This is a genomic window from Mesorhizobium sp. RCAM 05099 (assembly GCF_059683685.1).
In genome coordinates this window covers 4,434,794-4,449,044 of sequence record NZ_CM185035.1, presented here as the reverse complement: position 1 = coordinate 4,449,044, position 14,251 = coordinate 4,434,794, and the positions used below count along the sequence as shown (strand labels likewise).

Sequence of the window (14,251 nt, the reverse complement as noted above, 5' to 3'; positions counted from 1 at the left end):
TTTTCGAAGGTTCCAAAGTCGGCGGCTTTGGTCTAGACCTGTCACAAACTCACAATATGTGAAGGACCGACATGGCCGCGGAAGACGGAAAGAAACAGCTTTTGCATCTGGTGTTCGGCGGCGAACTGAAGAAGCTTGGCGGCACCGAGTTCCGCGACCTCGACGCGCTCGACATCGTCGGCGTCTATCCGGACTATCAAACCGCGCACACGGCGTGGAAGGCCAAGGCGCAAGCCAGCGTGGACAATGCCCACATGCGTTATTTCGTCGTGCATCTCCACCGTCTGCTCGACCCCGACAGCAAGGCTGCCGGTTGACGTCGATGGAGCATGACCTGGCGAAAGGGCCAGCCAGCGAGGCCGCGTCCACGGGCAGGGGCGGCAGCCGCACGACCAAGACTTTCTGGCGCAAGATTCGCGAACCGCTTGCACAGTCGCGATTCGTCAAGAACGCCATCGCCAGCCTGCTCGCCCAGTTCGTGCGGCTGGTTCGCATGACCAGCCCTCTGGTCGCCGGATCGGCACGATTTTCGGGTGGCGCCTACGCCGAGTTCGAGCCCGGCATTATCGCCCTGTGGCATGGTCAGCATCTGCTGACGCCGGCCTATTATCCCAAGCGCAAGCCGTTGGTCGCCATGGTCTCGCGCAGCGCCGATGCCGAGCTCAACGCGCTGATGCTGGAGAAGTTCGGCATCGAGGCGGTGCGCGGATCCGGTGGGCGCGACAATGCCGGGCATCTCGACAAAGGTGGGGCCAAGGCGCTCATCGCCCTGAAAAAGTCGCTCACCGCCGGCAAGAACGTCGCCATGATCGCAGACATTCCGCACGGCACCCCGCGCGACGCCGGGCTTGGCATCGTTCTCCGGCACGCCTCTCCGGCCGGCCGCTGCTGCCTGTCGCCATCGCCACCAGCCGCCGCAAGGTGCTGGAGAAGAGTTGGGACAAGACCACCATCAACTTGCCATTCGGCCGTTCCGCCGTGACCATCGGCGCGCCGATCTTCGTGGCGGCGGACGCCGACGATGCCGAAATGGAGCGCAAGCGCCAGGAAGTCACCGCCGCGCTCAATGCCGCGACCGCCGAGGCCTACCGTCTCGTGGATGGTCCGCGATGAGCGGTCGCTGGGCGCGAGCCATGCTGTCGGCATACCGTTTCGCGGGTGCGGCAGCCTATCCGCTGGTCGGCCCTTATGTCGCCTGGCGCACCTCGCGCGGCAAGGAAGACCGCAACCGCCGTCGCGAACGCTATGGCGTTGCCGGCCGCCCCCGCCCCGAGGGGCCGGTAATCTGGATCCACGCGGCCAGCGTCGGCGAGACCATAGCCGTCGTGCCGCTGGTCGAAAGCATTCTCGACTACGGCGTCAACATCGTGCTGACGACCGGCACGGTCACCTCGGCGCAGGTCGCCGATGAGCGGCTCGGCGATCGCATCATCCACCAGTATGTGCCGCTCGACCTCAAGCCGGCGGTCAGCCGGTTCCTCGATCACTGGCAGCCCGATCTGGCGATCATCGCCGAATCCGAGATCTGGCCGATGACCATCCTCGAGCTTGGCGCGCGCCGCGTGCCGCAGGTGCTGGTCAATGGCAGGCTGTCCGACCGTTCGTTCACGTCGTGGAAGAAGCGCGCCAACATCGCCGAGGCGCTGTTCGAGAACCTCGCCCATGTCGTCGCCCAGTCGGACGTCGACGGCGAGCGCTTCCGTTCGCTCGGCGCGCGGCCGGTCACCGTCTCGGGTAATCTCAAGGTCGATACCGCGCCGCCGCCCGTCGACGATCGGGCGCTGGCGACGCTGAGGCGGCAGATCGGTGCCCGCCCGACCTGGGCCGCGATTTCGACGCATGACGGCGAGGAAGTGGTCGCGGCCGAGGTCCATGCGACGCTGCACAAGCGTCACCATGGTCTTCTGACGATCGTCGTTCCGCGCCATCCCGATCGTGCCGAGGCGCTTGCCGCGCAGATTTCCGGCATGGGCCTGAAGGTCGCGCGGCGCAGCAAGGGCGACAGGATCGTCGCCGATACCGACATATTGCTTGGCGATACGATCGGCGAGATGGGGCTCTATCTCAGGCTGACCGAAATCGCCTTTGTCGGCCGCTCGCTGACCTCGGAGGGTGGCCAGAATCCCTTGGAGCCGGCGATGCTCGACACGGCTGTTCTCGCCGGGCGCAATGTACAGAATTTTCGTGAGGCCTATCAGCGCCTTATCGATAGCGGCGGTGCCAAGCTGGTGCGTGATCGCGACATGCTGGCCGGTGCCGTGAATTTCCTCCTGACCAATGAAGTGGCGCGCCACGAGATGATGGCGGCGGGAGCTGCGACCGTCGACGAGATGCGCGGCGCGCTGGCGCGCACGCTGAAATCGCTTGAGCCCTACATCCAGCCGCTGGTCGTCAAGTCGCGCCTGAAGGGCGCGAACGGGCGCTAACGTGGCTTCCGAAGCACCGCCATTCTGGTGGGAAGAGCCGGACTGGCGCGTCCTGGCGCTGTCGCCACTGTCGGCCGTCTACGCGCTCGCCGCCGGCCGCGGCATGCGGCGGGCCCGGCGCGAGAAGATCGAGGCGCCGGTCCTGTGCATCGGCAATTTCACGGTTGGCGGCACCGGCAAGACACCGGTGGCGATCGCGCTTGCCGAGCAGGCCAAGCGCATGCAACTGAACCCCGGCTTCCTGTCGCGCGGCCATGGCGGCTCGTTCGCCGAGCCGCATGTCGTCGATGCCCATCACGACAGCGCCGGGCATGTCGGCGACGAGCCGTTGCTCCTGGCCGAACACGCGCCGGTGGCGGTGACGCCGCACCGTGCCGCCGGCGCCCGCTTGCTGCTGGAACGGCACGGCTGCGATTTCCTGATCATGGATGACGGTTTCCAGAGCGCGCGCATTCACATCGACTATGCGCTGGTCGTCGTCGACGCGCGCTACGGGATCGGCAATGGTCGCGTCATTCCGGGCGGTCCGCTCAGGGCCAAGATCGTCGACCAACTGGTCTTCACCAGTGGGCTGTTGAAGATGGGCGAGGGCACCGCCGCCGACGCTGTCGTCCGCCAGGCGGCGCGCGCCGGTCGGCCGATCTTCGAGGCTCATACAGAGCCAAGCGGCAAAAAGCGTCTTGCCGGCAAGCGGTTCCTCGCCTTCGCCGGTATCGGCCATCCCGAGAAATTCTTCGACACCGTGCGGGAGGCCGGCGGCGAATTGGCGTTGGCGCGCCCGTTTCCAGATCATCATTTCTATGGCGAGGATGAGCTTGCCGAACTGGCGGCGACAGCGCATGCGGAAGGGCTCGGCCTCATCACCACGGCCAAGGATGCCGCCCGGCTGCGCCATGGCGCGTCACGGGACTTTCTCGACAAGCTCGACGTGCTGGAAATCGACGCTGTGTTCGAGCTCGACAATGTGCCGGAACGCATCATCCACGAGACGTTGGATGCGTGGCGCCAGCGCAAGCTCAAAGGCTGATCAAGCTGTCGTCTTGAAGGGCGCGACCGTTCTCGCGGCAAGCGAGATGCGCCAGGTCAACGCCGGCTGCGCAACTCCGGGTGAACCTCGATCTCACGGCGCAACGAGGCGGCGGCGCTGATATAGGGCTCTTGCCTTGCGACGCTCCAGTATTTCAACTCGTCGAGCGGAATGCTTTCGCCGGTCACCGCGCAGCGCACGAATGCGCCAGGGCTGGTAACCTGGAAGTCGCCATCAAGATAGCGGATACGGGCTTCCTTGCCGCCAGGGCCTTCGAAACGGTTCATCATGCAGGGACGCTGAGCTTCATGAGGATTTCATCGCCATAAATTGCCGGCAAGGTCAAGCTTGGCGCAACGCAAGGCGACTAATCATAGCCTGGAAACGGCTATCGTGGGGACAGAATGGACATTTCTTCTGCTCGTCTTGCCGCCTTGCTCAGGCAAGCGATGACGCCGCAGACTGTCCCGCAGCCAAAGGCCGATCCGGTCAGGACGGCGCTGGTCAAGGCGCTGGTCCAGCCGCCGGCTCCGTCTCTGCTTGCGCAACAGACAGCACCGGCACTGTTGGCTTTGCCGGTGGTGCCGATGGCCGCCAAATCGCAGCAGATCGCTTCGGCTGGGATTGTCGAGGCCTATCTGGCGGCGGTCGAGTCGAACGAAATGGTGGCGCCGGCGCCGGTCGTCGCGAGAAAAGCGGTGCCCGAAGCCGAAGCACAGCGAGGTGCATTGCCGCCTTTGGCAACGGCCAATGATACCGCGCCCGCCGGAACTGTGGCGCTATCGTTGCTGGCTTTTGTTGCGCCACAGGTCCCCGTGTCACGCAACGGAGCCATCCCCGATGTATCGGCGGGGCCGAGCAAGCCGCCCAACCGGGCCCACGCCGCGCCGCCGCCAAATCACGAGCGCCTACTGCTGAAAATCGCCTTTGTTTCGGCAACGACAGGATTGCTGGCAGCAGCGGCCTTCGGTCTGGCGATAAGGATCCTCGGCTAGCTCTCGGCTTCGATGAACGCCTCGATCCTCCCCGGCGTCAGTCCGGCCTCGGCCGCGATGCGGCGGGCGAGATCGGCAGCGGCGGTACGTGGCCGCCCTATCGGCCGGTCGAGCCAGTAGGACACCGGATTGAGCGCTGTGCGCTCGTCGACGGCGGTGATACGGCCTGATTTCAATTGATGCCCGGTCAGGGGCGGCCGCGCCAGTGCTATGCCGAGCCCATGGGCGGCGGCGTCAAGCACCAGATTGTAGTCCTCGAAGCGACGGTCCTGCGGGCGCGGGCGGTAATCCATGCCTTGCGCGGCGAACCAGGCGCGCCAGGCCGAAGCGTCGGAATCGTTGATCAGTGGAAATTTGAGCAACCGGGCAGGGTCGCCATGCCCGATCTCGCGCGCAAGTTCCGGCGAGGCGACGGGGAAGACATGTTCCTCGAAAAGCTGCACCGAGACGCGGCCCGGAATGCCGCCGCGCCCACAGCGGATCGACAGGTCGATGCCTTCGTCGGCAAGGTCGGCCTGGCGTATATCGACATCGAGCACGATGCGCAGCTTCGAGGGATTGTTCTCCAGCGCCGCCATGCGCGGCATCAGCCACAGGCCGCTCACCGAGGGGATCGAGGTCAGCCGCACCACGGCGGTGCCGCGTGGCTCGACCCAGCGGTCGGAATGACTCGATATCAGCGCGAAGGCTTCGGCCGTGCGCAGGTGCAGCCTGTTGCCCTCGATCGTCAGCGAGACGCCGCGCGCACCGCGATCGAACACCTTGAGCCCAAGCCAGTCCTCGAGCTTGGCGATCTGCCGGCTGATGGCGCCATGGGTGATGTTGAGCTTTTCGGCCGCCGCCGAAAAACTGCCAGTGCGTGCCGCCGCGTCGAAGGCTCGCAAGGTTTCGAGCGGCAACATCGTGTCTGAGCTGTGATCCATAGTCACAGGTGATCCTCGATTTGGTCGTTTGTCAAGCAGGTCGAAAAGGCGTTTTCTGCATTTTACAGGCAGGAACGTGAGGGCAGTCAGATGAGCGTAATGACCAGCACGTTGAATCCGACACAACGGATGGACACCACGGCGGCCATCGCGGTGGCGCTGACGGTGGTTGGCTGGGCGTCCGCCTTTCCGGCGATCCGCGCTGGCCTGGCCGCCTTTGGACCGCTGGAACTCGGCGCATTGCGCTTTGCCATCGCCGCAGTGCCGGCGGCGATCTTCCTCGCCGTCAAGCGCCCGGTGCTGCCCAGGCTCGACGAGTTGTGGCGCCTCGTCTTTGGCGGGGCAATTTTCGTCGCGCTCTACACCGTCATGCTCAATTTCGGCGAACTGACTGTCTCGGCCGGTGCGGCCGGCTTCATCATCAACGTCAGTCCGATCTTCACCGCCATCATGGCGATGGCTCTGCTCGGTGAACGCTTCTCCAGGTGGGCCTGGGCTGGCACGGTGATATCCTTCGCTGGCATCGGCGTCATCGCCATGGCAGACGGGCAGGGCCTGCATTTCAATGCCGGTGCGCTGCTGGTGCTTGGCTCCGCGCTCTGCTCGGCCGTCAACACCATCGTCCAGAAACCGCTGTTTGCCCGTCACCACCCGCTGACCGTCTCGGCCTCCAACATGGTGCTCGGCGCACTTTGTCTGTCGCCCTTTCTGCCAAGCGGTTTTGCGCAGGCAGCGGTCGCCAACACCGCCGGTCTCGGCGCCGTCATCTTTCTTGGCATCGTGCCCAGCCTGATCGCCTATGCCGCCTGGGCAACCGCGCTATCGCGTCTGCCGGCCGCACGAGCCTCCAACTTCCTCTATCTGGTTTCGCCCATGTCTGCCCTGATCGGCTTCTTCTGGCTGGGCGAAGTGCCGACGCTGCTCGGCATGCTTGGCGGCGCACTGGCGCTGGGTGGCGTCATCGTGGTGAATTTGAAGCGATAGAACAAAAGGCTGGAGCCGTTTCCGGACTCAAAATGTCGGCCCGCCCCGCTGTGATACAGACATGCGCCAGGCGCGCGGCTATGGTGAGGCGCTTTTGCAAAGCGCGGCGGGGTCGGGATGGCAAGACGGTTCATATTCGCTATTTTTTGCGTGCTGCTGCTAGGCGGAAACGCCTCCGCGGGTTGGTACCACGTGGAAAATTACCAAGGGACGATCGGCTCTCAACCCGTTCATGTCTCGCTTCAGACGTATGACAGTTTCGGCAGCGGCATAACGGTCGAGGGAAGTTACTTCTACGACGCCAAGCAGAGCCCCATAGCGGTGTACGGCAAGCTCAACGGCACCGCGCTCGTACTCTGCGAGATTGCCGACGACAAGGAACTGGACCGGGTGCTGGTCATAGGATCCAGAACGCCCGTCGATACCACCGGATGCCCGTTTTCTCTCGACATTGGCAAGAGCGGTGCAACAGGGACCTGGAGCAAGGGCCCGGACAGAATGCCGATCACCTTAAAGAAGGTCGCAAGCCTCGATAATACCGGCAAGGCGGAGATTGACGGAACCGTCGAGATTCCCTTTTGGACGCAGACAGCCACCCACAGATTTGCCGGGGTTTATGAGAAGGCGGGCTTTCTCGCCTGCATGACGAAGCTGCAGGTCATTAACAAAAAGAAAAAGAAGGTCGTTCAGGAGATTGAGTTCCGTGGCGATGATTGCAATGCCGGGATGCTGATGACGCCCATCTATATGAACGTTCAAAAACAGAGGGAAAGAAACTTCGATATTATTTCAGTAAATTTTGCTGGCGGAAGCAGCGGCTATACGCAGGACTATGTTTTCTCTGCCAGAACAATGAAGTATCATCAGCTGGTTAATTGACCAGGTACCTCCCCTGCATTGGACAGGCACAACTACCGCCGGCCGAACAGCCGCTCAATATCGGCGAGCTTGAGCTCGATATAGGTAGGGCGGCCATGGTTGCAGGTGCCGGAACCGGGCGTCGCCTCCATCTGGCGCAGCAGCGCGTTCATCTCCTCGGCCTTGAGCAGCCGTCCGGAGCGCACCGAACCGTGGCAGGCCATGGTGGCGGCGATCTTGTCGAGCCTTTCCCTGAGCGTGTCGACGGTGTCGTTGTCGGCGATCTCGTCGGCGAGGTCGCGCACCAATTGCTGGACATTGGTCTCGCCGAGCATGGATGGCGTCTCGCGCACCGCGACGGCGCCTGGGCCGAAGCGCTCGATGCCGAGGCCGAAGCGGGCCAGTGTTTCCGAATGCATTGCGAGCCGCTCGGCATCCTCTTCCGGCAGGTCGATGATCTCAGGCAGGAGCAGCATCTGCGAGGGGACCGGTCGCGAATGCAGCGCGTTCTTCAGCGCTTCGTAAACCAGCCGCTCATGCGCCGCATGCTGGTCGACGATGATGAGCGAATCCCTGGTCTGGGCAACGATGTAATTCTCATGCACCTGGGCACGGGCCGCTCCGAGCACCGCGCCAAGCAATGTCTCGGCCGCTTCGCTCTGTCCGGCGCGCGCATCGGCGCTGGCAAGCTCTCCGGCATCGAATGCCGGCTGGTCAGGCTCAGCAAAGCCGCCATTCCTTGCAGTGGCGCGCTCGAAGCCCGAGCCTTCGAATTGCATGTCGAGCGGCCGCTGCGGCGAGCGCGAAGGGTCGAAGCCGGCCGAGCCGGAGGCGCGATACGCGGCTTCGTAGCTGCGATGGCCGTTTGCCGGGCCGCCGTGGCCGTAGGATGCGGCACCTGGCCGGAACGCCGCCATCATGCCGGCAGCGCCCGTGGTGGCGGCACGGATGCCGGCATCGACCAGTGCCTGGCGGATCGAACCTACGATCAGCCCGCGCACCAGTCCGGGATCGCGAAAACGCACATCGGCCTTGGCCGGATGGACATTGACGTCGACGATGGCCGGATCGAGCGTCAGGAACAGCACCGTCACCGCATGACGGTCGCGCGGCAGCACGTCGGCGAAGGCGCCGCGAATGGCGCCGGCGATCAGCTTGTCGCGCACCGGCCGGCCATTGACATAGGCATATTGCTGCAGCGCGTTGGCGCGGGTGAAGGACGGGATCGAGACATGCCCTGTCAGATGCACGCCTTCGCGCATCGCGTCGATGGCAATCGAATTGTCCGGAAAATCGGCGCCCATCACCTGGGCGACGCGGCGCAAGCTGCCTTCTGGACTGCCGTCGGTCGCCGGCAATTCCAGCGTCGAGCGATCCGAACCTGCCAGCGTGAACCGCACGGCGGGGAAAGCGATGGCGATGCGCTTGACCACGTCGCTGGTGGCCGAGCTTTCGGCGCGCTCGCCCTTCATGAATTTGAGCCGGGCGGGCGTGGCGAAGAACAGGTCGCGCACCTCGACCGTGGTGCCGCGATTGGCCGCCGCCGGCCTGACGGCCGAAACGCGACCACCCTCGATGCCGATCTCGGCGGCACTGTCGCCCGAAGCAGTGCGTGAACGGATCGACAGCCGCGACACCGAGCCGATCGACGGCAGCGCTTCGCCGCGGAAGCCGAGCGAGCGGATGTCGTGAATGTCTTCGGTAAGCTTGGAGGTACAGTGGCGGGCAATGGCCAGCGCCAGCTCCTGCTCGGCGATGCCGGAGCCGTCATCGGTGACGCGGATCAAATTCAGCCCGCCGCCGGCTGTGACGATCTCGACCCGGGATGCTCCGGCATCGAGCGCGTTCTCGACCAGTTCCTTGACCACGCTTGCCGGACGCTCGATGACTTCGCCGGCGGCGATCTGGTTGATCATCGTTTCGGAAAGCTGGCGTATGGGCATGCGAACACTATAGGCGGATTCGGGCCGCGCGGGAGGGGCAGAATTGCGCTGGCGGTGGATCAGTGAAAACGACCTATGCCTGCGCCACCAGCCAATCCCTTACCTTGCGCGCATTGTCGCTGAGCTCGCGGTTCTTCGGCCAGATGACGTAGAATCCGATGCCGGTCCTCAGCACATGATCCGTCACCGGCACCAGCAGTCCTGATGCCACGAGACGCTCGACCAGATGCCGCCAGCCGAGCGAGATGCCTTGTCCCTCCATGACCGCCTGAATCACCAACGCATAGTCATTGATGCGCAAGCCGCGCTCGGCATTACGGAGGCTGGTTCCTGCGGACGCGAACCATTCGTCCCAGTTCGGGGCCTCGCGGTAGGGCTCCTCGAGATGGATGAGTCGGTGCGTTGCCAGTTCCTCGACGGTCTTCGGCAGCCCAAACTTCGCCAGATAGTTGGGGCCTGCGACCGGGAAGATCTCCTCGTCGGAGAGAGACAGCGAATGATAGTCCGGCCAGTCGCGCGGCACGCCGCCGCGCACGCCGAGCGGAATGCCCTCGGCGATGATGTCGAGGTCGCGGTCGGCGGTCTGGATGCGTAGATCGACGCCAGGCAGTTCGTCGCGGAATTGCTGCAGGCGCGGCATCATCCAAAACGAGCCAAAGGCGGTCGAGGCGGCCAGCGTGACATGGCCGCCGGTCGCCTGCAGGCGCAGATCCTCCGCCGACTTGCGGATATGCGATAGCCCGAGCGAGACGTCGGCGTGAAAGCGCTCGCCGGCCTCCGTCAGGATGACCTGGCGGTGGCGGCGCTGGAAGAGCTTGGCACCGAGCTGCTCCTCCAACCCGCGCACGGCGTAGGACACGGCCGCCTGCGTCATGCCGAGCTCGCGCCCGGCGGCGGTGAAGCTCGACAGTCGTCCGGCCGCCTCGAAGACGATCAGGCTGCCGGCGGAGGGCAGCAGGTGGCGCAGGCTTCGCATAAGCTCAGCTTATACAAGCGATCAGGATTTTCCAGCGTCACAGCTGTATTTTGTCTCGCTAAATTGGCGGGCTCTGGGAGGATGGAGTTTCCATGAACGCACCGGCCGTTGAAGTGACCGAACCTGCCAACCGTAGAGCTGGTGGCCGCCTGGGACGCAAAGTGCTGCGGGGAATCCCCATGGCGTCGTTTCCGACCCTGGTCCGCAAGATCCCTGTGTATGAGATGGTCCCGGATGAGGCGGTGGAGCTTATCCATCAGGAATCGCTTTCGATCCTCGAAGAGGTGGGATGCGAGTTCCGCGACGACGAGGCGATTGCACTGTGGAAGGCGGCGGGAGCCGATGTCTCGGACACCAGAGTCCGGATCGACCGTGCCCTCCTGATGGAGCTCGTATCGAAGGTCCCCTCGGAATTCACGCTCAATGCGAGGAATCCACAGCGTTCGGTGCGGGTAGGCGGCAACAACTCGATCTTCGTGCCGATGTATGGCGCCCCTTACGTGCGCGACCTCGACAACAACAGGCGCTACGGCACGCTCGCCGACCTTCAGAACTTCCACAAGCTTTCCTACATGTCGCCGGCGCTGCACTCGTCGAGCTCGGTCATTTGCGAGCCGATGGAAATTGCGGTGCCGAAGCGTCACCTCCACATCATCCATTCAGCGCTGAAACACTCCGACAAGCCGTTCATGGGCATCGTGACGTCCAAGGAGCGAGCCGAAGACACGATGGCGATGGCGGGCATCGTGTTCGGCGATGACTATGTCCGAGACAATCCGGTGCTGGTGTCGATCACCAACTGCAATTCACCGCTGGTGTGGGACGCCACCATGCTGGACGCGATGAAGGTCTATGCCCGCCACAACCAGCCGCTCATCCTGGCGCCCTTTGCGCTGTGCGGCGCCTCGACTTCGGCCTCCGCCGTGGGAGCGGTCGCGCAGGTCAATGCCGAGGCGCTGGCGGGCGTCGCGTTCACACAGCTGCTGCGTCCCGGGTCTCCGCAGCTCTACGGCCAGTTCATGGTGACCGTGGATATGAAAACCGGTGCTCCGATGGGTGGCACGCCGGAGGCGGCCCAAATGATGTATCTGATGGGAGCACTGGCACGGAAATACCGGCTGCCGTGGCGCACTTCGGGCTTCCATGTCGGCTCGAAGCTGAATGACGCCCAGGCCGGCTACGAGTCGAACATGCTGATGCATGCCGCCATCCTGTCCGGCGCCAACTATATCTGGCACTCCGCCGGGTGGCTCGAGGCCGGCCTGACCTGCGGCTATTCAAAATTCGCGACGGACTGCGAACAGCTTGTCGGCTGGTACAAATATGCGGGCGGGCTGCCATTCGACGATTTCAAAGAGGCCATGGCGGCGATCCGGGAGGTGGGGCCGCAGGGCCATTTCCTCGGCACCCAGCACACGCTCGAACATTTCGAGTCGGCCTTCTTCATGCCCTCCATCATGGACTTCAACTCGTTCGAACAATGGAAGGCTGAAGGCGCAAAGGACCACGACACCCGCGGCCGCGAAAAAGCGCGCAACATGCTCGCGGATTATGAAGAGCCGAAGCTCGATGAGGGCATCGCCGATGGCCTGACAGATTTCATCGCGCGCCGCGAGGAGCGGCTGCCGGACAGCGTCAGTTAAAGACGTAACGGGAACAAAAGGGAGGAAAAAAAATGACATTCTTCAGAAGCAATGGCGACCGCGTGCCGGGCGCTATCGAGGCTATGGCGAAAGAGACGCGTGCAGGCCGCATGGACCGGCGCGAATTCCTGGCGCTGGCCAGTGCCTTCGGCGCCTCGACGGCTTTCGCCTATGGCATGATCGGCCTTGCCGCGCCGACAAAAGCCCTGGCCGACGAACCGAAAAAGGGTGGAACGCTTCATGTCGCGATGTCGGTAAAGGCACAGAAGGATCCGCGCACCTATGACTGGACCGAGATGGCAAACGTCACCCGTTGTTGGCTGGAGCCGCTCGTCCGCTACACGCACCAGTTCACCTTCGAGCCGGTCCTGCTCGAAAGCTGGGACGTCAATGACGACGCCACCGAATACACACTGCATCTGCGCAAAGGCATCACCTGGAACAATGGCGATGCCTTCAGCGCCGATGACGTGGTCTCCAATCTGAACCGCTGGTGCGAGAAGGGTGCTTCCGGTAATTCCATGGCCGCACGCGTCGGCGCGCTGATCGACACAAAGACCGGCAAGGCGAAGGATGGCGCCATCACCAAGGTCGACGACCTCACGGTCAAGCTGAAGCTGTCCGAACCCGACATCGCGATCATACCGGGCTTCACCGACTATCCGGCGCTGGTCGTGCATCGCGACTTCGACAAGGATGGCGCCGACCCGCTCAAGAAGCCAATCGGTACCGGACCTTTCGAGTTGGTGTCCTATGCAGTGGGTTCGAAGGCGGTCGTCAAGCGTCGCGAGAATGGGAAGTGGTGGGGTGGTGAAACGCCGCTCGACGCTGTCGAGTTCATCGACTACGGTACCGACTTCAACGCCACTTTGAATGCCTTCGAATCCGGTGAGATCGACCTCGATTTCGAAACACCGGCCGATTTCATCGACGCCCTTGATAAGATGGATCTGGTGAAATCGGAGGTCGCGACGGCGACCACGCTCGTTGCCCGCACCAACATCACCCACAAGCCCTATGACGATCAGCGGGTGCGCAATGCGCTGCAGATGGCCGTGGACAACAATGCCGTGATGCAGCTCGGCTACGCGGGGCTCGGCACGGTCGGCGAGAACCACCACGTCGCCCCGATCCATCCCGAATACTATCCGCTGCCCAAGAAGACACGCGATGCCGCCGCGGCCAAGAAGCTGATGGCGGATGCCGGGCAAGCCGACTTCGAGCACGAGCTGATCACCGTCGAGGACGAATGGCAGAAGAACACCGGCGATGCGATCGCCGGCCAATTGCGCGATGCCGGCATCAAGGTGAAGCGTACGGTGCTGCCGGGCTCGACCTTCTGGAACGACTGGACGAAGTATCCGTACTCGATGACCATCTGGTACATGCGGCCGCTCGGCGTCCAGGTGCTGGCGCTCGGCTATCGCTCGGGTGAGGCCTGGAACGAAACGGCCTATGCCAACCCGGATTTCGACGCCAAGCTGAAGCAGGCGCTTTCGTTGGCGGATCCTGCCAAGCGCAAGGAGGTCATGAAGGACGTCGAGCAGATCCTGCAGGATTCCGGCGTCATCATCCAGCCGTTCTGGCAGAAGCTCTACTGCCACATGAGCAAGAAGGTGAAGAACTACGGGATGCACCAGACCTACGAAATGGACTTCCAGAACGTCTGGCTCGACGCCTGATTTGGCTCCCGAGATTTGCAAGCAACCGCCGCCGGCACCTATTACAATAAGGTGCCGGCGGCCCGTAAATCACTGACAGGCAATTGGCAGGCAAAATGTCCGACGACGAGATCATCCTTTCCGAACTTTCCGACGATGAGTTGGTGCAGCAGATGCACGACGATCTTTATGACGGGCTGAAGGAGGAGATCGAGGAAGGCACGCAGATCCTGCTCGATCGCGGCTGGGTGCCCTACAAGGTGCTGACCGAGGCGCTGGTTGAAGGCATGCGCATCGTCGGCGAGGATTTTCGCGACGGCATCCTGTTCGTGCCGGAAGTGCTGCTTTCGGCCAATGCCATGAAGGCCGGCATGTTCATCCTGCGCCCGCTGCTGGCCGCCACCGGCGCGCCCAAGCAGGGCAAGATGGTGATCGGCACCGTCAAGGGCGACATCCACGACATCGGCAAGAACCTCGTCGGCATGATGATGGAAGGCGCCGGCTTCGACGTCATCGACCTCGGCATCAACAATGCGGTCGAAAAATATCTCGATGCGATCGAGCAGCATCAGCCCGACATCATCGGCATGTCGGCTCTGCTGACCACGACCATGCCCTACATGAAGGTCGTCATCGACACGATGAAGGAAAAGGGCATCCGCGACGACTATGTCGTGCTGGTCGGCGGCGCGCCGCTGAACGAGGAATTCGGCAAGGCCGTCGGCGCCGACGCCTATTGTCGCGATGCCGCGGTGGCGGTCGAAACCGCCAAGGACTTCATGAAGCGCAAGCACAATTTGCGGGCTTGAGCACAG

Annotated in this window: 13 protein-coding genes and 1 pseudogene; 10 read left to right on the top strand and 4 right to left on the bottom strand. The window is 63.3% G+C overall.

Translation table 11 applies throughout. The features are described from left to right. Nucleotides 1-71 precede the first annotated feature (71 nt). The 4 genes and pseudogenes from AC56QQ_RS22100 (at nucleotide 72) to lpxK (ending at nucleotide 3,453) form a co-directional block, all read left to right on the top strand. Nucleotides 72-317, top strand: a complete 246-nt coding sequence (locus tag AC56QQ_RS22100) for a DUF4170 domain-containing protein (RefSeq protein ID WP_137929775.1) — start codon at nucleotides 72-74, stop codon at nucleotides 315-317. 5 nt (nucleotides 318-322) lie between these two features. Continuing rightward, nucleotides 323-1,113 (top strand): annotated as a pseudogene (locus AC56QQ_RS22095) (lysophospholipid acyltransferase family protein). Then, nucleotides 1,110-2,426, top strand: coding sequence for a lipid IV(A) 3-deoxy-D-manno-octulosonic acid transferase (waaA, locus tag AC56QQ_RS22090; RefSeq protein WP_489860796.1), 1,317 nt, complete (start codon nucleotides 1,110-1,112; stop codon nucleotides 2,424-2,426). The pseudogene AC56QQ_RS22095 and the gene waaA overlap by 4 nt, the downstream one beginning before the upstream one ends. Nucleotide 2,427: 1 nt before the next feature. After that, nucleotides 2,428-3,453 carry a tetraacyldisaccharide 4'-kinase gene (gene lpxK / locus AC56QQ_RS22085; protein ID WP_497123364.1) on the top strand — a complete coding sequence of 342 codons (1,026 nt, stop codon included), beginning with the start codon at nucleotides 2,428-2,430 and terminating at the stop codon, nucleotides 3,451-3,453. Nucleotides 3,454-3,509: 56 nt separating this feature from the next. Here lpxK and AC56QQ_RS22080 read toward each other — a convergent pair whose 3' ends face one another. Further along, nucleotides 3,510-3,743 carry a DUF2093 domain-containing protein gene (locus AC56QQ_RS22080; protein WP_489860798.1) on the bottom strand — a complete coding sequence of 78 codons (234 nt, stop codon included), beginning with the start codon at nucleotides 3,741-3,743 and terminating at the stop codon, nucleotides 3,510-3,512. 114 nt (nucleotides 3,744-3,857) lie between these two features. On the opposite strand from AC56QQ_RS22080, the gene AC56QQ_RS22075 reads away from it, so the two are divergent. Further along, complete coding sequence (locus tag AC56QQ_RS22075; RefSeq protein ID WP_497123363.1) at nucleotides 3,858-4,448, top strand: hypothetical protein; 591 nt, start codon at nucleotides 3,858-3,860, stop codon at nucleotides 4,446-4,448. Here the strand turns inward: AC56QQ_RS22075 and AC56QQ_RS22070 are convergent. Further along, nucleotides 4,445-5,371, bottom strand: coding sequence for a LysR substrate-binding domain-containing protein (locus AC56QQ_RS22070; protein WP_497123362.1), 927 nt, complete (start codon nucleotides 5,369-5,371; stop codon nucleotides 4,445-4,447). The genes AC56QQ_RS22075 and AC56QQ_RS22070 overlap by 4 nt on opposite strands. A 90-nt stretch (nucleotides 5,372-5,461) precedes the next feature. On the opposite strand from AC56QQ_RS22070, the gene AC56QQ_RS22065 reads away from it, so the two are divergent. Both AC56QQ_RS22065 and AC56QQ_RS22060 read left to right on the top strand, forming a co-directional pair. Beyond that, nucleotides 5,462-6,355, top strand: a complete 894-nt coding sequence (locus tag AC56QQ_RS22065; RefSeq protein WP_497123361.1) for a DMT family transporter — start codon at nucleotides 5,462-5,464, stop codon at nucleotides 6,353-6,355. 117 nt (nucleotides 6,356-6,472) lie between these two features. Then, nucleotides 6,473-7,234, top strand: coding sequence for a hypothetical protein (locus tag AC56QQ_RS22060; protein WP_497123360.1), 762 nt, complete (start codon nucleotides 6,473-6,475; stop codon nucleotides 7,232-7,234). Nucleotides 7,235-7,266: 32 nt separating this feature from the next. Here the strand turns inward: AC56QQ_RS22060 and mutL are convergent, their stop codons facing one another. Together mutL and AC56QQ_RS22050 are read right to left on the bottom strand one after the other, a co-directional pair. After that, the gene (gene mutL, locus AC56QQ_RS22055) at nucleotides 7,267-9,156 is read right to left on the bottom strand and encodes a DNA mismatch repair endonuclease MutL (protein WP_497123359.1); all 1,890 of its coding nucleotides are present in this window, start codon (nucleotides 9,154-9,156) and stop codon (nucleotides 7,267-7,269) included. A 73-nt stretch (nucleotides 9,157-9,229) separates the two neighbouring features. Continuing rightward, entirely contained in the window at nucleotides 9,230-10,132 is a 903-nt protein-coding gene (locus AC56QQ_RS22050) for a LysR substrate-binding domain-containing protein (RefSeq protein ID WP_256749812.1), read from the bottom strand. A 92-nt stretch (nucleotides 10,133-10,224) separates the two neighbouring features. Here AC56QQ_RS22050 and AC56QQ_RS22045 point away from each other — a divergent pair, with 92 nt between their 5' ends. From AC56QQ_RS22045 to AC56QQ_RS22035, 3 genes are all read left to right on the top strand, one after another. Continuing rightward, a complete protein-coding gene (locus tag AC56QQ_RS22045) occupies nucleotides 10,225-11,775 on the top strand; it encodes a trimethylamine methyltransferase family protein (protein ID WP_497123358.1) in 1,551 nt (516 codons plus the stop codon). Nucleotides 11,776-11,807: 32 nt separating this feature from the next. Beyond that, entirely contained in the window at nucleotides 11,808-13,457 is a 1,650-nt protein-coding gene (locus AC56QQ_RS22040) for an ABC transporter substrate-binding protein (protein WP_497123357.1), read from the top strand. Nucleotides 13,458-13,552: 95 nt separating this feature from the next. Then, entirely contained in the window at nucleotides 13,553-14,245 is a 693-nt protein-coding gene (locus AC56QQ_RS22035) for a corrinoid protein (RefSeq protein WP_497123356.1), read from the top strand. Nucleotides 14,246-14,251 lie beyond the last annotated feature (6 nt).